The organism is Deltaproteobacteria bacterium, from assembly GCA_040223695.1.
Classification (GTDB): domain Bacteria; phylum Desulfobacterota_D; class UBA1144; order Nemesobacterales; family UBA2774; genus JAVKFU01.
On sequence record JAVKFU010000019.1, the window covers coordinates 144,825 to 164,619 of the forward strand.

Annotated in this window: 19 protein-coding genes; 6 read left to right on the plus strand and 13 right to left on the minus strand. The window is 48.7% G+C overall.

Features of this window, described 5'->3' with window-relative positions; genetic code table 11:
* The first annotated feature begins 1 nt into the window (after window position 1).
* A complete protein-coding gene (locus RIG61_12695; GenBank protein MEQ9620016.1) occupies window positions 2-1,771 on the plus strand; it encodes an ATP-binding protein in 1,770 nt (589 codons plus the stop codon).
* A 150-nt stretch (window positions 1,772-1,921) separates the two neighbouring features.
* Here the strand turns inward: RIG61_12695 and pheA are convergent, their stop codons facing one another.
* From pheA to RIG61_12745, 10 genes are all read right to left on the minus strand, one after another.
* On the minus strand, window positions 1,922-3,010 hold the full coding sequence (gene pheA, locus RIG61_12700; GenBank protein ID MEQ9620017.1) for a prephenate dehydratase: 1,089 nt from the start codon (window positions 3,008-3,010) through the stop codon (window positions 1,922-1,924).
* A gap of 127 nt (window positions 3,011-3,137) precedes the next feature.
* Complete coding sequence (locus RIG61_12705; GenBank protein MEQ9620018.1) at window positions 3,138-3,665, minus strand: bifunctional nuclease family protein; 528 nt, start codon at window positions 3,663-3,665, stop codon at window positions 3,138-3,140.
* A gap of 283 nt (window positions 3,666-3,948) precedes the next feature.
* The gene (locus RIG61_12710) at window positions 3,949-4,215 is read right to left on the minus strand and encodes a cupin domain-containing protein (GenBank protein MEQ9620019.1); all 267 of its coding nucleotides are present in this window, start codon (window positions 4,213-4,215) and stop codon (window positions 3,949-3,951) included.
* Between the two features lie 67 nt (window positions 4,216-4,282).
* A complete protein-coding gene (gspN, locus tag RIG61_12715; protein MEQ9620020.1) occupies window positions 4,283-5,179 on the minus strand; it encodes a type II secretion system protein GspN in 897 nt (298 codons plus the stop codon).
* Window positions 5,180-5,181: 2 nt separating this feature from the next.
* Window positions 5,182-5,781, minus strand: a complete 600-nt coding sequence (locus RIG61_12720; GenBank protein MEQ9620021.1) for a hypothetical protein — start codon at window positions 5,779-5,781, stop codon at window positions 5,182-5,184.
* Window position 5,782: 1 nt separating this feature from the next.
* The gene (locus tag RIG61_12725) at window positions 5,783-7,285 is read right to left on the minus strand and encodes a PilN domain-containing protein (protein MEQ9620022.1); all 1,503 of its coding nucleotides are present in this window, start codon (window positions 7,283-7,285) and stop codon (window positions 5,783-5,785) included.
* A 68-nt stretch (window positions 7,286-7,353) separates the two neighbouring features.
* Window positions 7,354-8,097: a ComF family protein gene (locus RIG61_12730; protein ID MEQ9620023.1), complete on the minus strand. Its 744-nt coding sequence runs from the start codon at window positions 8,095-8,097 to the stop codon at window positions 7,354-7,356.
* A 168-nt stretch (window positions 8,098-8,265) separates the two neighbouring features.
* The gene (gene dnaN / locus RIG61_12735; GenBank protein ID MEQ9620024.1) at window positions 8,266-9,366 is read right to left on the minus strand and encodes a DNA polymerase III subunit beta; all 1,101 of its coding nucleotides are present in this window, start codon (window positions 9,364-9,366) and stop codon (window positions 8,266-8,268) included.
* Window positions 9,367-9,603: 237 nt separating this feature from the next.
* On the minus strand, window positions 9,604-11,103 hold the full coding sequence (gene dnaA / locus RIG61_12740; GenBank protein ID MEQ9620025.1) for a chromosomal replication initiator protein DnaA: 1,500 nt from the start codon (window positions 11,101-11,103) through the stop codon (window positions 9,604-9,606).
* A 352-nt stretch (window positions 11,104-11,455) separates the two neighbouring features.
* Window positions 11,456-12,733 carry an MFS transporter gene (locus tag RIG61_12745; GenBank protein MEQ9620026.1) on the minus strand — a complete coding sequence of 426 codons (1,278 nt, stop codon included), beginning with the start codon at window positions 12,731-12,733 and terminating at the stop codon, window positions 11,456-11,458.
* A gap of 99 nt (window positions 12,734-12,832) precedes the next feature.
* Here RIG61_12745 and RIG61_12750 point away from each other — a divergent pair, with 99 nt between their 5' ends.
* From RIG61_12750 to RIG61_12765, 4 genes are all read left to right on the plus strand, one after another.
* Complete coding sequence (locus tag RIG61_12750) at window positions 12,833-13,003, plus strand: hypothetical protein (protein ID MEQ9620027.1); 171 nt, start codon at window positions 12,833-12,835, stop codon at window positions 13,001-13,003.
* 300 nt (window positions 13,004-13,303) lie between these two features.
* Window positions 13,304-13,792, plus strand: a complete 489-nt coding sequence (locus RIG61_12755; GenBank protein ID MEQ9620028.1) for a ferritin — start codon at window positions 13,304-13,306, stop codon at window positions 13,790-13,792.
* A 93-nt stretch (window positions 13,793-13,885) separates the two neighbouring features.
* Window positions 13,886-14,488 carry a 2-hydroxychromene-2-carboxylate isomerase gene (locus RIG61_12760; GenBank protein MEQ9620029.1) on the plus strand — a complete coding sequence of 201 codons (603 nt, stop codon included), beginning with the start codon at window positions 13,886-13,888 and terminating at the stop codon, window positions 14,486-14,488.
* 128 nt (window positions 14,489-14,616) lie between these two features.
* Window positions 14,617-15,531 (plus strand): TraB/GumN family protein, encoded by a 915-nt coding sequence (locus RIG61_12765; protein MEQ9620030.1) that lies wholly within the window; start codon window positions 14,617-14,619, stop codon window positions 15,529-15,531.
* Window positions 15,532-15,534: 3 nt separating this feature from the next.
* On the opposite strand, the gene RIG61_12770 is transcribed toward RIG61_12765, so the two are convergent.
* Window positions 15,535-15,819, minus strand: coding sequence for a DUF427 domain-containing protein (locus RIG61_12770; protein ID MEQ9620031.1), 285 nt, complete (start codon window positions 15,817-15,819; stop codon window positions 15,535-15,537).
* 189 nt (window positions 15,820-16,008) lie between these two features.
* Here RIG61_12770 and RIG61_12775 point away from each other — a divergent pair, with 189 nt between their 5' ends.
* Entirely contained in the window at window positions 16,009-17,943 is a 1,935-nt protein-coding gene (locus RIG61_12775) for a sigma 54-interacting transcriptional regulator (protein ID MEQ9620032.1), read from the plus strand.
* A 15-nt stretch (window positions 17,944-17,958) separates the two neighbouring features.
* Here RIG61_12775 and RIG61_12780 read toward each other — a convergent pair whose 3' ends face one another.
* Window positions 17,959-18,924, minus strand: coding sequence for an MBL fold metallo-hydrolase (locus RIG61_12780; GenBank protein ID MEQ9620033.1), 966 nt, complete (start codon window positions 18,922-18,924; stop codon window positions 17,959-17,961).
* Window positions 18,925-18,982: 58 nt separating this feature from the next.
* A complete protein-coding gene (locus tag RIG61_12785) occupies window positions 18,983-19,771 on the minus strand; it encodes a methyltransferase domain-containing protein (GenBank protein MEQ9620034.1) in 789 nt (262 codons plus the stop codon).
* Window positions 19,772-19,795: the final 24 nt, after the last annotated feature.

Below are 19,795 nucleotides of genomic sequence, written 5' to 3' on the forward strand. Positions count from 1 at the left end.
CTTGAGCATATTTTGGAAAAATTTCATCTCCAGTTTTTTAATCATATTCCTTGTATTGTTTCTATTCACGTTCCTCGTAATAGGGGAGCTGAAAAATTACGATAAAGCACTCACCAAAGAAAGCCTTCTCACTACAGCCAACCTCGTAATCGAAGTCCTCAAGCCCTTGCTGGAAAAAGAAAACCAGGAGCAAATACAGAAAATAGTATCCGAGCTGGGCGGCAAGACCGGGGTCAGAATCACCGTAGTAGCCAAAAACGGGGTTGTTTTGGGAGATTCCGGCAAAAATCCCGACGACATGGAGAATCATTCGGACAGGCCGGAAATAGTAGAGGCCATAGACAAGGATGTTGGGGAGAGCGTACGATACAGCACGACCCTGGAGAAGGAGATGTTCTACGTTGCCGTGGCTTTCAGTGACAAGAGCGGTAACGTGATTTCGGTTATCCGGACATCACTTCCCCTGAGCTTCATTCAAAGCGCCCTGTTGCCGATCGAAAGGAAGGTAATTTATCTGGGGGCCCTTTTGACGGTGATTGCGCTGCTGCTCTCCCTGGCTATGTCCAAAACCATTACCAGCTCGCTCAAGGGAATAATCAACGCCTCCGAGGAGCTTGCCAGGGGGAATTTGAACGTAGCTATTCCGGTTACGAAAAGCAAAGGGGAAATACCAAAAATCAGCCTTGCGCTGAACCAGATGGCCAGGAAGCTGAACGAGCTTTTCAAGCAGCTATCCAGGGAAAAGAACCAGCTCGAAGCGGTGCTGAGCGCAATGAGCGAAGGGGTCATGGTAGTCTCCTACCGGGGCAATGTGATAATTATAAACAAGGCTCTGAAGAAGATGTTCGGCCTGAAGGACGATCCGACCGCTAAGCCCTATTGGGAAATATTGAGAAACAGAGAGCTGACAAAGCTCGTAGAGGGAGTCCTGCAAAACTGGAAGCCCGACAACGGGGAAATCTTCTACCTCTACCCGGACGAGAGGCACTATTTTGTAAACGTGATCCCGCTTGATTCCCCGGAGAGGGAAATCATCGTTGTGATGTTTGATATCACCGACTTTAAAAGGCTGGAAAAAATCAAGGCTGATTTCATCGCGAATGTATCCCACGAGCTCAGGACCCCGCTCACCGCCATAAAAGGATACACCGAAACACTCGAGGAAGAAGCATATGAAAGCCCCGAGGATCAGAAACATTTCCTAAGTATCATAAAACGCCATACCGACAGGCTGATCAACATAGTATCCGACCTGCTGGTACTGTCCGAGGTTGAAAGCGGGGATTCTCTTTCCAGAGAAAACACAAACGGTAATTGGGAGGACATCGATATAAACGAGGTGATAGTGTCCTCGCTCGAAGCGCTTAGAGCGCAGGCCGCGGAAAAGGGTCTCGAAGTATCGTTCGACGCGGAAAGGGATGACAACATTATTAAGGGTAACAAATTCCTGCTGGAGCAGATGTTTATTAACCTGATCGATAACGCCGTGAAATATACGCCGGAAAACGGCAAGGTCGGAATCCGTATCTCAAAACCGGACTCCGGGATACTGATAGAAATTTACGATACGGGCATCGGGATCGCCAAGGAACAACTGCCCAGAATATTCGAACGGTTTTACAGGGTGGACAAGACCCGGTCGAGAAACCTCGGGGGCACCGGACTCGGATTGAGTATCGTAAAACATATAGTCATAATGCACGGCGGCAGAATCGACGTTCAAAGCGAAGAGGGGAAGGGAAGCAGGTTCAGCATAACTCTGCCCGGTTAGACACATAACATCGATAGAGGTTGTGACTTACTTACGTTTAAGAATCAGGTTTGGAAGGCGGCGCTTATTTTTTATAACCAATTTTTCAACTAAAATTAATATAAGGTGTAATCCGCCGAAATTTAAATCCGGAAGCGGATCACGGAAAGCTCAGTCGCCCGTTATCCCGACCGGGTAGGAACCCAATATTTTCAGATAAACACATTTCTTTGCCACCTTCGCAAGCAGGCTCTTTACGACCCTGTCCCCTCTGTGTCCTTCGAAATCGACGAAAAACAGGTATTCCCAGGGCCTCTCCTTCGAGGGCCTGGACTCGATCTTCGTAAGATTTATCCCGGCCAGGGCAAAAGGCTGAAAAAATGATTTCTGAAGCTCCCCCGGCTTATCCTTTAACGAAAAGACGATCGAAGTCCTGTCCTCACCCGTCCGCTCGCTCTTCCTGTTTCCAATTACAAGGAATCTCGTGGTGTTCCAATTGTTGTCCTGAATATTTTTTTCAACCGTCTTTAAATTATATATCGCAGCGGAATGCTCACTGGCAACTGCACCTATCCTCTTGTCCCGTGACGCGAGTCTCGCCGCCTCGGCAGTGCTCGCGGTCTCCCTGAACTCAATATCTCTCAAACTCTTATTCAGCCACTTCCCGCACTGAGCAAGCGCCTGCGGGTGAGAAGCGACGATCTTGATATCCCGAATGTCTCCCGTTTTGGACAGAAAAAAATGATTTATTCTCTCGAAGAGCTCGGAAGAAACGGTAAGAGGCGAGGCGGAAAGTAAATCGAGCACTATCCCTACAGAGCCCTCGATGGAATTTTCAACGGGCACGATTCCCAAAGAAGCCCTGCCGTTTTCCACTTCCTCAAATACTTCTTTGAAGCTTCCCTGCGGGAGAAGCTCCGAGGAACCGCCGAATTCATGAAACGCCGCCTGATGAGAAAAACTTCCTTCAGGCCCCAGATAAGCTATCTTGAGGGGATGCTGGAGCGCGCGGCAGGCGGAGATGATTTCCCTGTACACGCTGACTACGGAATCATGCGACAGGGGGCCCGTATTAATATCCGTCAGCTTTCTTTCGATCTCCCTTTCACGAGCAGGGTCGTAAACGCCTACCAGATTTTCCTTCTTAAGCTCCCTTATTCCAAGCGCGACTTTAGCGCGTTCGTTCAGCAGTTCAAGTATCTCACGGTCGAGAGTATCGATTTTCTTTCTTAGTTTTTCGAGATTGTCCGAGGAGCCCATGCTTTATTTAACGAAGCGGTTTGAGGACAATGATAGCAACAGGGTAAATATATGTCAAATGCAGGCGGAGTGTAAGTAAGAGAGCCCAAAAACAGAAAAAATCCGAGAGGGCGTAATGCAATGCATTCTATAATTCCCTCCGCTCGACGTCCGAATCCAGTAAAGCGGCCTTTTCAAGCACGGATTTTTTTACGAAAATCGGGGAATTCATCCTCGACGCGAGCGCTATGGCGTCGCTCGGGCGGGCGTCTATCCTGGAGACCTCGCCGTTTACCGACACTTCGATCTGCGCATAATAGACCTGGTCGCGGAGATCGGTTATGACAATTCTCTTTATATTCCCCTTCATGGTCCTGATCAGCGCGGCCACCATATCGTAAGTGAGCGGACGGGGCGGTATCATTCCCGAAATTCCTATCTCTATAGACCTCGCCTCACAGAGTCCAATCCAGATCGGAACGATTCTTTCCCCTTTTTGGTCGGAAAGAAGCACTACCGGAGTCTGAGTGAGCTGATCAAAACCCAGCCCCTGGATTTCCATTTTCTCATCCGTGTTATCATCTTTCGTTTCGCCAAGGACACTGGAAGAAAGAAATAAAAAAACCGGAGCAGCCAAAACCGAAGCTATAAATAAAGATATAGTTAACGCCCTCATATTGAATACCTCCATCAGAGAAGCTTATCACAACCATATGAAAATCCCCACCGGAATCCCTACAAGCACACTCCCGCAGATGAATTAACCCCTGTCCCGAATTTAATGAAATAGTTTCTGTAAATACAGCGGAAAGCAGAAACCGTCCGCTATCGAACACTTGGTTGTTTAATCGGGAAGAGCGGGGGGCGGTATTTTAAGAAGCGAGCTTTATATTATTGCCTCGGGTAATACAAGCGGATGATAAATCCGTACTAGGGGTATGGGATCTCACGCCGGGTGACTATTTTTCCCCGATCATGTATCTGCAGCCCCGAGGGCCTATCTTTGCCGAATGGACCGAACCCGCCGGCACATCGAATCTGTCCCCCGTCGCGTATGTGCGTGTTTCACCCTCGGAAGTTACTGTGATTTCCCCGTCCAGCACCATGTGAGCCGTTATGCCCGGGTGGGTATGATCAGGGTAGAAGGCGCCGGGGCTGTCCCGATGGACGAAAATGCCCGAAAATCCTTCGTTCAAGAGCTGCTTTTCCAGTTCCTCTTCATTCATTGTTATGTCTTTATATACTTGAACACCCGAGTCGGAATCCGCTTTGGAGGAAACGGGTTAAAGTTTGTTAAAACCTTTTTACAGACCCCTTTTCGAATCTCGGATTTTTGACAGTTCCCAGGATTTTCCCTCCGAGGCTTCCGTCCTGGAGAGTCGCGAGGTAAGGCTCCAGAATCCCCTTGTACCGGGCCATCTGAGCCCCTTTCATCTGAATCCGGTATCCGAGGTTAATAACGCCGCCGCTGGGTATTTCCCAAAGAAGCGGGGCAGTGCCCGTAATTTGCACATCAATATCGTCGCCCTTGACGTTGAACTCCTCTATTTCCGTCGTTTTCCCCTCGAAATTTCCTTTGAATACCGACTTCAAATCATTGAATCCGGGGAGCGTGAAACCCTTTACTTTCACGTTATACAAGTTGAGACCGTTTATTTCGAACTGAAATTTTCCCTGAGCCTGGGGCTCGAACTGAGCATAGAGCTCTCCCTGCATTGTGCCGCCGATGGACAGAGCCCCTTGAGGATCATTAGACAGGAGAGCCGGGATCGAGTCAATGGAGACGTTTTTCACAGTCGCGTCTACTTTCTTTACACCGTTCTTCGCCTTGTTAAAAACGAAACTTCCCTTCACTTCTCCTCCCAGAAGCTCGGCGCTGAAAGGAAATTTTGGAGAACCCGTAATAAACGAAAGCACTGAAGGGCTTACAGTCAGACTATCCAGCTCCAGGTACCGGTCCCTGGATTTATAAAGCTTCACGCCTTTGTAATTTATACTGAGGAGGGGAGAGACGCTTACGCTTTCTATATCGGCCTCAAACGGGGTATTTCTTTCAATCTCCGCGATCGTGCGGTTTTTTATAATCTCTCTCGGAAATGTGGCAAACAGAAACGCCGTAAACACAATTACGAAAAAGAATGTGTAGGAAAGGGGCTTAATATGCTTGAATTTTTTAATTCTGTCCTTCATTTTCAGCTTACCTCTTTGAATTCAAACGTAGACACCCGAAGCTTTACCGTCATAGAGTCCGATTTATCGAATTTGGTGCTTATGTTTAAATTCGAAACTTTAAGAAAAGACTGGGCGTTCTGGATCTTATATAGAATATCGACCAGATTATTCAGAGACAGGTTTTTTAATTCAACGTCCACACTTCTCTCTTCATAGAAATCTTCGGATGCGGATGTTCTCAAATTCATATCCTTGATTGAAAAGTTCTTTCTCTCAATGTTCTCGTCCACAAGTATCTGCTCAACCACCGATATGAGCGGCTCGCCCTCCTCCTTTATCCGGGATGATATCTCAATTATCCTCTCTTTCGAATTCCGGTACTCGTCTCTCAGGTTTTCAATTCTGGCCAGGTCCGCATGAAGCTGTATTGCCCTTTTTTCAAGCCGCTCTGCGCCCGAAGTGAAGGAATGCAGAAACAGGTACAGAATCAGCAGACAAAGACCCGCGGCCCCTATCTTGATTGCTCTCCTGTCCCGCTCCGTAGACGAAAGGCGCGTCAGTTTTTCCCGGGCCTCTCTCAGTACTTTTCGTACGCTCTCGATCAAACTGTTGATGTCCATCTTATACCTGTGGTTTTAGCACCAGCGATATCTCAAATTTCGTTTTTCCGTTAACCGTGTTACCGGTCTGATTCCTGGTTACGGTTTCAAAAATTTCCGACTTGGAAAGCGCTTCCTCTATCTCGGTTACTTCCTGATACGAATCACAAACCCCTTGTATCTTGACATTATTGCCGTTCTCGAACCTGACGTCGTTTAGGGTAACCTTCATGCTCTCGGGCAGCATGGTGGAAATGTTCCTGAGTACTTCGAGGGGAGTGCTCGCGCCCTGGACGCCTTCAATCATATTCAGTTTTTCTCTGAGTTCCGAGACTTTCGATTCCATATACTCAACGGGTCTCGGAATTACTTTTACATCGGGAAACGTTTCCTTTACGACCTCGGAAATTTGCGTCTCCAGGATATTTACCTCTTTTTTAAGCTCCAGATATCTGGACGCGTTGTTATAGATAAATAACAGGATTAAAACAGCAAGCAGCACGGCGGGCGCCATGAAGACCTTTCTGAGCTCGTGGTCCATACCGGCATACTTGAAATCGTCTTTCCTGAAATTGAGATAGCCGCCTTTGAGCGAGCTTCCGTAAAGTGCGAGCGCGTAGGATTTCGCGTATACCGGCGAGTTATCCACGCCCAGGTCGGGGATGAACAGTTTTTTTACATCCCTGCCGAATTCATTTTTCAGCAAATCGCAAAGTCCCGCGGGCTGAGACAGGGAGCCCGAAACAAGGATCGTCCTGATTTCCTCCTTAAGCTCGGTCTCGAAAAAATGCACCGTCTTTTTTATTTCGCTTAAAACAGGCCGGAAACTCTCTTTTAAATCTTCGCCGCTCAGCCGTGAGAACTCCTCTTTCGAAAATCCGAACTCGTCCCGTGAGATCCCGAACAGGGAGCATAAGTTCTCCATAAACAGCTGCATTGGCTTCCTTGAGGACCTCACGCGTTTCATTCCCGTTTCGTCAAAAAGGGTAAAACTCAACTCATCGTCCCCTATATCGACGAGCACGAGCGGCCGTGCGCCCTCAAGAAGCTCGTTTAACGCGCCGAAAGCCACGGGCGTATAAGTTACGACTTTAGGGTCTATCCCGTCACTATTGAAGACTTCCAGCAGCTGCCCTACGTCCTCTTTCTCGAAAACGCAAACGAGCGCCTCGCTCCCGGTATCGTTTTTAACCAAATGGTATCCGTGAATTTTCTCGCCGGGATCGAAGGTGGAAATGTTCTCAAGTTCAAAGCCGTAAACCTGGTCGATCTTCTTAGAGTCGGAGAAAGGGAGCTTTATGACCCTGACCGAGGTCGGGTCTTCGGAAAGGGAGACGGCAATGTCCCCTTTCGGCAGGGAATATTCCGTGAAAATATTGCTCAGATAGTGCGGTTGGCTTTCAGTTATTACGGATTTTTCGATGCGAATTGTCTGGAGTAACTGTATATCCCTCAACCCCCTTTTGATCAGAGAGGCCTTTACATCCCTTTTCCCAATATCCAGTCCAACGAATCTTCCGTACATTTTTTAAGTAATTTACTTAATCCTATTGTTTAAATCTAAAGTAAAGGTCTTTTAAAGTCAAATAAATTTTACACCCCTTTTGCCCTCGCAAGCGTTATTACGGAAACCTCCGACGCCCCCGATTTAAGGAGCTCCCTCGTACACTCTTCGCTTGTAGAGCCCGTGGTGAATACGTCATCGACAAGCAGTATCGAGGCGCCCCTCAATGTCTCTCCGGACTTTACCTTAAACGCCCCTCTTACATTTCTACGCCGTTCTTCCTCGTTTTTCAGCTCAAACTGCGGCCTCGTATCCCTTGTTTTCCTCAAGCTCAGAAGATTCAGGCGTATCCCGGCGCGCGATGCCAGATTCATAGCCATAACCGCAGACTGGTTATACTCCCTCTGCCTTAATTTGTTAACATGGAGGGGAACGGGGACCACCATATCGAACTCCCCGGGATCACAGGGGGAATTATCGAACAATAAACGCGAAAGAACGCCTTCGAGGCTTAATCTTCCCTCATACTTGAACTCGTGAATCATGTCTCTCAATCTACCCTCGTAGACCGCAACCGAGCGCGCCCTTTTAAAACTGAATTTCCCTCTTATACAATTCCCGCAAAGATGACCCTCGTCCCCTGCGCCCGGGGCAAAGAGGAAATTATCGCTTTCTTCCGAACTGAAGAATCCGAACGGCCCGCCGCACAACGCACAGCTCGATAGCTCATTAATAAATTTTATTTCACCCGAGCAAGGACCGCACAACGCGCTCTCGCCCGTCAGAGGCTTTTCACATGAACAACAAATCTTGGGAAAAATCAAATCGAGCATGAACCTGTTCCCGAAATTTATTTGCGTGCGAGAAAATCTCCAAGGGGATCGTTTTGGTTTTTCGATATTTTTTAACCCCTCGGATTCAGGTCCTGAAATACGCCGTTGAGCTCACAGGGCGTCTTGTAAGCTTGATTACAAAGGCATCCGGAAGACTAACTGGCCGGGTTAAACCCTCATAGGCATGATTACGGATAAATAGACCTCGTCTCCCTCGGGTTTGACGACGGCCGGGCTAAGCTCATCGATCAGGCCTATCTGTACCTTATCCACTGTAATAGCCTCAAGAACGTCCATCAGGTACCTCGCATTGAATCCGAGCTCAATAGGGTCGCCTGAATAATCCAAAGGAACGATCTCTCTTGCCTCGCCCACCTCGGGGGAAACGGAAATTAAAGTCATGCCCTCACGGTTAATACCGAATTTTACACTTCTGGTTTTCTCGGAAGAGAGTATAGAGACACGCTTTAAGGCGCTCAAAAATTCGTTTTTGCCCAGGGTAAGGGTTACTTTGGTGACTTCAGGGGTTACCTGTTTATAATCCGGGAAATCCGCGTCTATGAGCCTGGCTATCAGGATAATATCCTCCCCTTCCGCCATGAAGAAGTTATCGCCCGCCCCTATCCTGACCTTATCCGACAGTTTGAGGACTTTTCTCAGCTCCGCAACCCCTTTTTTGGGTACTACGAAACCCTTGTCGAACTTCACCCTGCTGTCGATATTTTTTTCCACGAGAGAAAGCCTGTGACCGTCGGTCGCCACGAGCCTCAGACTCTTATTCCCCGCTTCCTCAAAATATATGCCGGCAAGGTTTCTTCTGAGCTCGTCAGGGGACACGGCAAAGATCGTCTTCGAAATCATCTCCTCTATGAGCGAGCTTTGAACGGAAAACAGGTTGTCCGAGTGGAGCTCGGGAATTATGGGAAAGTCCTCGCTCGGCAGACCCGCAATCTTGAATACGGCTGATGAAGCCCTTATTTCCACCCAGTGGTTTCCGATTTCCTCTACCTCTATCTCTCCGCTCTCAAGCTCCTTTACTATTTCGTAGAGCTTTCTGGCCGGTATGGCGAGACTTCCTTCCTTCGATACTTCGGCATTCGACCAGGTGCTCATTGTTGTCTCAAGATCGGTTGCCGAGATTTCGATCTTGTTTTTATTCACGCTTATGAGAACGTGAGACAGGACCGGCATAGTCGCCCGTCTTTCAGATATGCCCTGAACGAGTCCGAGTTTAAGCGAGAAATCTTGTACCTGGGTCTTGAATTTCATTGCGGCTACTCCTGCTTTTACTTTATAACATTAACTTTAATTCTTTTTCTCTAGTAGTAGCAGTAGTAGGGCCTGTGGATTTGTGGATAATGGCCCTATTACTTAAAAAACAAACGTTTTTTTATGTTTACAAACATGTGGATAATAGAGAGTTTTTATCAACGCGCATCCACAGATTTCTCCGGAATCCTTAAAAACAGCTTTATCCACAATTGCTTCCACAGTTTTATGCACCCTCTATCCACTGACCAAACTTTCTATTTTTCTGGACAGGGTTTTAACATTGTTTTCAAGGGACGAGTCTTTACCCAGATGATTTTCTATTTTCTTTACGGCATGTATCACGGTGGAATGGTCTTTACCCCCGAATTTTTCGCCTATCTCCGGATACGAAGCCCCTGTATATCTTCTGGCCAGATACATCGCTATTTGTCTCGGCAGCGCGATGTTCTTTTGTTTTCTACCGGATTTGAGGTCCTGTATCCTGAGACCGTAAAAGCCTGCTACTTCCCTTTGAATGCTCTCTATGCTGAGAAACTTATTGTCCTGCTGCTTGAGTATGTTTTTCAGGACTTCCTTTGCAAGATCGAGAGAAATCGCCGTGTTCAGAAGCTTTGAGTGCGCCACAATGTTGGTGAGCGTTCCTTCGAGCTCCCTTATATTGGAAGTGGTGTTTTGAGCTAAATACAGGGCCACTTCGTTCGGAAGGACTATACCCTCGGATTCGGCCTTGTTTTTGACTATAGCAATCCTGGTCTCGGTTTCAGGGGGCTGAATATCGGTAATGAGTCCCCACTCGAATCTGGATCTCAGTCTTTCCTCAAGGTATGACATGTCCTTGGGGGATTTATCGCTCGTAAGCACTATCTGCTTCTTGGATTCGTAAAGGGTGTTGAAGGTGTGGAAGAATTCTTCCTGTGTGCTTTCCTTTCCCGCTATGAACTGTATATCGTCGATAAGAAGCACATCGCATCCGAATCTGTATCTGTTCCTGAACTCTTCCATTTTATTGGATTTAATGCTGTTTATGACCTGGTTTGTGAAGTGCTCCGCGGAGATGCAGCATACACGGGCCATATTCGATGTCGATTTTAATATGTGGTTGCCGACGGCGTTTATTAAGTGGGTCTTCCCGAGTCCGACACCACCGTATATGAAAAGGGGGTTGTAGGCTTCGCCGGGCTTTCTCGCTACGGCTGTGGAAGCCGCGTGGGCAAACTGGTTGCTGGGACCTACGATAAACCTGTCGAATGAGTAGTTCGGGTTTAAAACACCGGTAAATAGTTTGTTCGACTTTGCCGCTTTTTGTTCTTTTGCTTCGCCTTTCTCGATTTTACTGCCCGAAGAGGGGGTTTTATCCTGCGAAGTGATAATATCCACATCTATCGTTTTACCATATACTTCCCTTATAGTTTCGTGAATGAATTCCAGATAATGGTTAATAATCCAGTCTCTGTCGAACTCGCTATTTGCTTTTAAAACGATTGAATCTTCGTTCTCGGATACCGCTTTCAGGGGCGCGAACCAGAAAAATACCTGCGGGTTAGACTTCTTTTTTATTCTTTCAAGCACCTTTTCCCAAACTATGCCCTGATTCGACTCCCCGGCATCAGCGTCCCGGGTTTTTTCAGGTCCAATCGCTTTTGATATGAAAAATTCAACCCCCTTGCCATCATTCTTTTTTTCCGAGAAAAGCGAACTCAACTTGTGTCTAAGGGGCGATCTTTTCGTGGCCAATTCTCCTCCGTTCCTCCGGGATAAAAGACAATTTATCCACAATCCATCAACACGATGTGGATAACTTTTACTCAGGTTTATTATGTGAATTAAGCCCCACCCAAATCCGTAGGTTACATCCTAACAGATAGCAAAATACGTTGTCAAGTTTTTTTTTAAAGTCCTGTAATTACACGGTGTTAGGCGCAATAGTTAAATAAACAAGGGACTCCCGGGGCTGTTTCGGCTGACACTCAAAACGGGAGCGTTTACAGGGCTTTCCGCGTCTCTTATTAGGGGCGAAAACGACTGGCAAATAAAGATATTTCAGTGCCGATAACAGCAAATTTTTAAGCCCCGACATTCTGAAAATTCATGCCTTGTTCATGGCTGCCCGGACACCCTTTTCAACGTCGACCCGGCTCAGAAGATAGGCGCCCAGGATAAAAAATAATATTAGCGAGACAATGCTCAGGCGGCTCGAACCCGTCAGCTGGGATACGACCGCGAATACAAGCGGACCGACTATGCCTGCGAATTTGGAGCTCATCCCGTAAAATCCGAAAAACTCCGCTGTTTTCTCTCGGGGCAGCATGGTCCCGAATAAAGACCTGCTCAGCGCCTGTGTCCCGCCCTGCACAGTACCGACAAAAAAAGCCAGCACCCAGAAGTGAAGCGCAGTCTCCATAAAGTAACCGCCTATCGAAATTAAGGTGTAAACGAAGAGTCCGAAGAGAATTGCGTTCTTGGCGCCGGTTATTTTAGCCAGCCTCCCGAATGCGAAAGAGAAGGGTATGCCTACAAACTGAGTCATGAGCAGCGCGCCGATAAGGTCGGTCTGGCCGATTCCGATTTCGGCTCCGTAAATTGTGGCCATCTTGATTATTGTTCCTATACCGTCGTTATACACCCAGAAAGCGGCGAGAAAGAGAAATAACTGCCTGTAGCTTCTAAGCTCACTGAATGTCTTAAGCAGCCTGTTAAAGCCGGCCGTGACGGGATTTATGCTCTCTGATCCGAACCTTCTTGCCGGGGGCTCTTTTACGTTCAGTATCAGGGGGATCGTGAACACTGCCCACCATACAGAGACCGTTATGAATGAGAGGCGCGTCGCGAGCATTTTATCTTCCATGAGCTCGATCATTGCTATGTTTATCGCGAGCAGTATCCCCCCTCCGAGATAACCCAGGGCATATCCCTTGACCGACACACGGTCTATCTGTGAGGGGTCCGCCACATGCGGAAGGAGAGCGTTATAGAAAACCTCGGACATCGCAAAGCCTACGTTGCCGAGTATAAAAAAGAGCGACGCCGTAAGCCAGTCCCCCGTCGTTACGTAATATAGCAGCGCTGTGGCGAAGATTCCGAGCGCAGCAAAGGTTAAAAGAAGGCGTTTTTTTATTCCGGAGTAATCGGCTATGGCGCCCATTACAGGGGCGAGAAGGGCCGATATAACAAGCGCTAGGACGACCGTATAACCCCAGTAAACGGTGGCCGTATTGCCCGGAAGATTTACGCCCGCTACCTGGCTGTAGTAAACGGGCAGCACCGCTGCCATCACAGTCGTGGCGAACGCGGAATCGGCCCAGTCGTATAAACACCAGCTCAGAACTGCGCCGTTTCTCTTTTTATCACGGTCTTTATCGGACATGTTTTATTTATTCGGCAGAGGCGGTCTCTTCATTTTGACTCGGGATTCGTTCAGTATTATTATTGGAAAAAAGACAAAAGGGAAGGATCAGGGGATATTATGAAGGCGCTGATCGTATTCGTCTTACTGTGGACACCTTTGTGTCTCTTTATCTTGTATCGACTGCCCGATTGGTTCGGTGACGAAAACAGATTCAGTCTGGGGGTAATATTCTGGCTTGTCGGTTTTCTCGTGGCCCTGTACTATCTGGTCGCGCGGAAGTGGCGTTAGGAGTGAATTTCCTGCTCATTTTCCGGACGTATTTTCTTCGCGAGATTCAGTTTTGAATCCCCGTTTTTATATACCAAGCTTTTCTGAAACGCTGAAAATAATTTTTCGTTTGGCCGTCATATTAGCCTGGAATTATTAATAAAATGCTCATATAATGCCCTGAGATTTAAATGGTAATGATTTCCACCTAATAATCACTTGAAATTAGAACCCTTTTATGGGATAATTATTTACAGGTCAGGGTCGGCAAAATTAAATATTTTCAAAAGAGAATACCGATCCCTGAAAAAGGAGGTTGTCATGCTGAGTAAGGAAATACAGGACGCACTGAATAATCAAATCAAGAACGAGTACTTCGCCTCATATACGTACCTGTCCATGGCCGCGCACTGCGAATCCATAAATATGAGAGGTTTTGCAAGCTGGCTCAGGAAGCAGAGTAAAGAGGAGCTTGAGCACGCAATAAGGCTCTTTGACTACGTAATTGACAGGGACGGGCACATTGTGCTTCAATCCATCGACAAGCCCCAGAATAAATTCAAGTCTTTATCCGACATGTTTCAGCAGGTTCTGGACCATGAGAGAGAAGTAACCGGTATGATTAACAAGCTCTACGAGAAGGCGATAAGTGAAAACGATCATGCCACCGCTGTCGAGCTCCAGTGGTTTATTCAGGAACAGGTCGAGGAAGAGAAGAGCGCGACCGAGATATTGGAGAGGCTTAAATTCGCGGGCGACAACAGCTCGGCGCTTCTTCTTCTGGATAGGGAGCTCGCGGAGCGCGGATAGGTCCCGTCTTAGACAGAGAAGATTTTCTGCGGATTTTCCGGTTTATTCGCGGCTTGAATCTTATACTTGATGATTTCCGGCAAGAGAGGTATTGTGAGCCTGAAGTTTGAGTTCTGGTATGACTTCGCCAGTACGTACTCTTATCTATCGGCGTCCAGAATCGAAGATATGGCCCGTGAGCGGGGTATCTCAGTCGAATGGAAACCTTTTCTTCTGGGGCCGATATTCAAGGATCAGGGGTGGGATACGTCTCCGTTCAATATCTATACTGCCAAGGGAAATTACATGTGGCGGGATATTGAGCGGCTCTCGGACAAGTACGGGATACCATTCACAAGGCCGTCTCAGTTTCCGAGGAACAGCGTTCTCGCCTCGAAGATCGCGCTCGTAGCCGGGCCCGAAGGATGGGGCAGCGAGATTTCAAAACTTATTTACAGTTACAATTTTGCCGAGGACAAAGATATTTCCGATAGTGAAATTTTAGCCTCCGCACTCAATATTCTGGGTAAGGAGCCGTCGACGATACTGCAAAGGGCGGTTTCCGGGGAAAACAAGGGCAGGCTCAGAGCGCAGACCCGGGAGGCGATTGACAGGGGCGTCTTCGGCGCGCCCAGCTTCGTTACGGGCGACGAGATTTTCTGGGGAAACGACCGGCTCGAGGACGCCCTGGACTGGCACGTGGAGCACGCGGCCTGAAGGGAAATTCGTTTCCGCACACTATAATAAAAGAGTGTTTTAACAGCCGCTCCGAAGAGCACTCCGAAAAATTGACTCCCGATCATTTATACTTGGACAACTAAATATATTAAAATGGAAGAGTGAAAATGTTTTCAAAAACTATCCGGCCTGTTTTTATTGGCCTCCTTATCTGCCTTCTCTATGCAGGGCATTTATCCCCGGCGCTTTCAGACAACAGCGGGAATTCCGGGAACAAGCATTTTCTCTGGAGGGTCAGCTCAGAGACAAACAATGTTTACATACTCGGCTCGCTCCACCTTCTGAATGAAAAGCATTACCCGCTGAGCGAAGTCTATGAAAACGCCTTTGACGATTCCCGGATTCTGGTTTTTGAAGTGGACCCCGGCGTCTTGGACGAACCGGAGACCGCACGGATGATGCTGTCCAAGGCTACCCTCCCAAGGGATAAAACCCTCAGCGGAGTTCTGTCCGAGGAGACTTACACGCTGACCAAGGAGAAGCTTGGGGATATGGGGGTGAATATAATTATGTTCAGCAAGTCAAAGCCCTGGTTTATCGCGCTTACGGCGGGGATGTTGAAGCTGAAAAGCATGGGGCTCAATCCCGAATACGGCCTCGACAGATATTTTTACGACAGAGCAGCCGAAGAGGACAAAGAGGTTGTGGGGCTTGAAACCGCGGAGTATCAGGTTGATTTGCTGGCGTCAGTCGGGGGAGACAAGCAGGATGAATTGCTGCTTCAGACACTGACCGAGCTTGACCTTATGGAGGAGGAGATAAATAAATTAATCGCCGCCTGGAGCAGCGGCGACGACGAGCGGTTCGAAACGATAATCTTTAAGAGCTACGAGGGGTATCCCGAGATTTACGAGAGGCTTATAGTCGAAAGGAACAAAAACTGGCTTCCCCGGATTGAGGAGTTTACAGGCGCGGGCGAGAATTATATGGTCGTGGTAGGGTCGGCGCACCTTGTCGGAAAGGACGGACTGATAAACCTGCTCAGAAAAAAGGGACATGAAGTCGAGCAGATGCAGGATTAGAAGCTATGACGTTACTTTTACTCCCTTCCAGAAAGCGACATAATTCTTTATCGGGCCCGCGGCTTCTTTAGGCTCGGGATAGTACCAGGCCGCATCCTTTTTGGCGTCTCCGTTAACGACGACATCGTGGTAACCTGCCACTCCCTTCCAGGGGCACCTCGTATGAGTCCCGCTTTCCTCGAAAAATCCCTTTTTTATGCTCTCTGGCGGGAAATAATGATTTCCTTCGACGACAATCGTATCGCCACTTTCAGCAATAACCGTTTCATTCCATATGGCTTTCACGATTTAAATCTCCTCAGCTTTAACACTTAACTTTTATTAAGTTTCTCATATTTGAATTGGTACACCTTTACTTTTAATATATGTAAAAGGGAATCAAAGATTTCGATGCAAAAGTGGTTCGATGGATTCTTAGGCATGCATCGATAAGCGGGATTAATCCTGATAGGTACGGAAGTACCGGGGGAACGATAATTGGCGAGTAATACGGAATCCAATTTGCACACGCTCGACGAGGATGCCGCTCTCAGGATGATTATGGAGGGCACAGCCACCGAGACGGGGGAGCGGTTTTTCAGGGCGCTTGTTAAAAGCGTATCGAAAGCACTCGATACGAAGGGCGCCTGGGTTACGGAGTATCTCAAAGAATCAGAGCGGCTCAGGTCTTTCGCCTTCTGGTTTGACGGGGACTGGATAGAAGAGTGCGAGTACGATGTCAAGGGAACGCCTTGCCAAACCGTGATAGAGGAAGCCAGGCTCGTGCACATACCTGAGAATGTGGTAGCGCTCTATCCCGATGACCCGGATTTGGACCCTCAGGGGGCGGTAAGCTTTATGGGCGTACCGCTTACTGATACCAACGGGGAGGTTCTCGGGCACCTTGCGGTTGTCGATTCAAAGCCGCTCCCGAAACTGCCAAAGGCGATAACAATATTTCGTATTTTCGCGGCAAGGGCCTGCGCGGAAATATTGCGGCTGCGCGCCGAGGCCGAAGTCCGCGAGCGGGAGAAAGAACTGGGGAGTCTTGTCGACAGCGCGATGGACGCAATTATAGAATTAAACAATATGCTGGAAGTCAGCATGTTGAACCCTGCGGCGGAGAAGGTATTCCAGACGAAGATATCTGAAAATGAGCGGAGGAGTTTCCTTGAATTCCTCTCCGATGAAAGCGGAGAAAAGCTCAGAAATATTATAGGGGAGCTTGCGGTCCTTCCGGAGGGGCAGAGATATATATGGATTGCGGGCGGACTCGCGGGCAGGGAGGCAGGGGGCGGTACATTCAAGGCGGAAGCTACAATTTCCCAGTTCGAGATGCAGGGTAAAAGATTTTATACACTTATTCTGAGGAACATAAACGAGAGACTGGAAGCGGAGAAAAGGATAAAGATGCTCTCCCGGGAAGCCGATTATCTGAGGGAGGAGATTAATTCACTCCAGAACTTCGGGGAGATTATAGGAAATTGCCCAGCCTTGTTGAAGGTATTGAGCAATATTAATAAGGTTGCGGGCACTGACGCTACGGTGCTGATTTCGGGAGAGACCGGTACGGGTAAGGAACTAATCGCCAGGGCCATACATGCGGGGAGCGGAAGGAGGGATAAACCCTTAATAAAGGTCAACTGCGCCGCGATTCCCCGGGGGCTGATCGAGAGCGAATTTTTCGGTCACGAAAAGGGGTCGTTTACAGGGGCGTCAGGTAAGAGGGAGGGGCGTTTTTCTCTGGCGGACGGCGGCACTATTTTCCTTGACGAGATAGGCGAGCTGCCGCTCGATCTTCAATCCAAGCTCCTCCGGGTGCTTCAGGAAGGGGAGTTCGAGCCTGTGGGCAGTTCAAAAACCAGAAAAGTGAATGTCAGGGTGCTGGCGGCGACAAACAGGGACCTTAATCGGGAGGTAAAAGAGGGGAAATTCCGGGAAGACCTGTACTACAGATTAAACGTATTCCCATTAACGGTGCCCCCTCTCAGGGAAAGGGGTGAAGATATCATAAAGCTTGCATCGGTCTTCGCGGAAAAGTTTGCGTCTAAGATCGGTATTTCGGTAAGACCCCTCACGCAGGACCAAATTGAGAGAATGATGGCTTACAGCTGGCCGGGCAACATACGCGAGCTACAAAACGTAATAGAGCGCGCCGTTATTACCGCTCAAGGGGGAGGGCTCAACCTGGACCAGGCGCTTCCGGTTACTTCACTAAATAGAGATTCGTCAGAAGAGCGTTCAAAAGCGGCTCCGGGAAAACGGGTCCTTACACAGAAGGAGCTTCAGGACCTGGAGAGGGAAAATATCATAGCCGCCCTCGAGAAAGCCAGCTGGAAGGTTTCAGGTGAAAAGGGCGCCGCCAGTCTGCTCGGTATTCCTCACACGACACTTAGCTCGCGTATCAAAGCCCTCGGAATTAAACGCCCGTAATAATGGTTCCTGTATCTAAAATGACAAACGGATTCCTACTGCAAGCGGGTTCACACTATCTTCGCCGAACTCGTTTATAAGGGCATGTACCGCACGCCATCCGGTACAGTGGCCTGGAATTATAACCTGGAAATCGAACTCTTTCAGCGCCTTGATCGATTCTTCGATCAGCTCTTCATTCGGGTAGACAAGGTGAAGACCGCCCACCAGGGCGTAAAGCGGAATATCGGGGAAGAGCCTTTGTGCATGTGTGCAGATATTAATTATCCCGGCATGTGAACACCCCGTGAATATGGCGAGTCCTTTTCCCTTCACATGGGCCGCCAGAAACCTTTCTTCCATTACGAGCGGATCGGGCTCCCAACTCCCCGAATCCCCCAACCTGACCTGGTTCTCGAGTCCCTTCTCAAAACTTTCGCGGGGAATTTCACCGCTTAGATAAAACATATCGTCAATAATTCTTTCCGCCATCTCCGACTTTTTTATTTGCAATCCTGCCCGCTCCAACGCTTCCGGTGAATGCACGTCCTGGAGCGGGAGGATCGTGCCGTCCTGAAGCCGGTCTCCGCGTTTTACGAACGCGCCCGGATGGACGTGAAGCGGTACCCGTTTTCCTCCGTTCCGGGCGCGGATTAGCCTTGCCGCCCTTGTTAGACCCTCTGAATGGTCGAAGTGGCCGTGAGTTAGAACGATAGCCTCTACGCAGCCAAAATCGAATCCCGTTTTAAGGCCGTTTCTCTCGAGTGTATCGGAGTCCGGGCCCCCATCGAAAAGTACTGTGCGCGCTTCGCTGCCGAGACGGGCCGTAACTGCGAGACAGAGTCCGTGCTGAGCCAGACAAAGCGATTGTCCCGCCATCTCATTCATCCCCGCATCCATCAGAACACTAAGCTCCGAGGTAATGTGCGCGGGTCTCGTTGACAGCATGTCTGCCGTATTATCGACAAGGGCATTAACGGTTAGGCCGTCTAGTTGTTTCATTTCTCTCACAAATGCGATATAAGAGCTATTTTAGCCTCAACCGGGCTAATCCCATAATTCACGCTTTTCTTGCAAAGAAGTTCACGCCCTGAACGTACAGGTCTTTGGACACCTTCGCTTCAGCCGATGTATTTTTAAAACAATCGAAGCGCTCAGTTATCTCACAGTCGGAGAGCCCCGCCGAAGAAGCTATTTCCGGGAGCTCCAGTTCGGTCAAAGCGCCTCCTATACAGGCTGCCCAGAGGTCGGGGTTGCTCCTCGCGTCCATTTTAAGCTCCCTCTGCACGACGACGTCGCCCATGAACAATCTGCCTCCGGGTTTGAGCACACGGTGGATTTCCTTGAATACCTTTTCCTTATCGGGAGCTAGGTTTACGACGCCGTTTGAAATGACCACGTCTATGCTATCGTCATCGACGGGGAGGTCCTCGAATAAGCCTTCTCTAATTTCAACAATTTCCGAAAGACACGCTTTCTTCGCCGCCATCGTTGCGCAGTCGCGCATGGCTTCGGTCATGTCGACTCCTATCGCTTTTCCCGTGGGCCCTACCTTTTTCGCAGCGAGCAACAGATCCATCCCCGCCCCGCAAGCGTGATCGAGCACGGTCTGGCCCGCTTCGATCGGGCCTATCCTGTGAGGATTGGCCACCCCCGCGAAGCGCGCGGTGCTCTCCTCCGGAAGCTCTCTCAGCTCATCGAGATCGTAGTGGAGGTATCCGCTCGCGTACTCGGGCCCCCGGTGGAAATGAAACTCGCCGCCGGGCTCCCGCGCCACACGCTCGTATGTTTCATGTACCCTTTCCCTTAAATATTTAACGTCGAATCCTGCCGGACATTTAACTGCCATTTTTTCTCTCCTTTTATGTTTTTT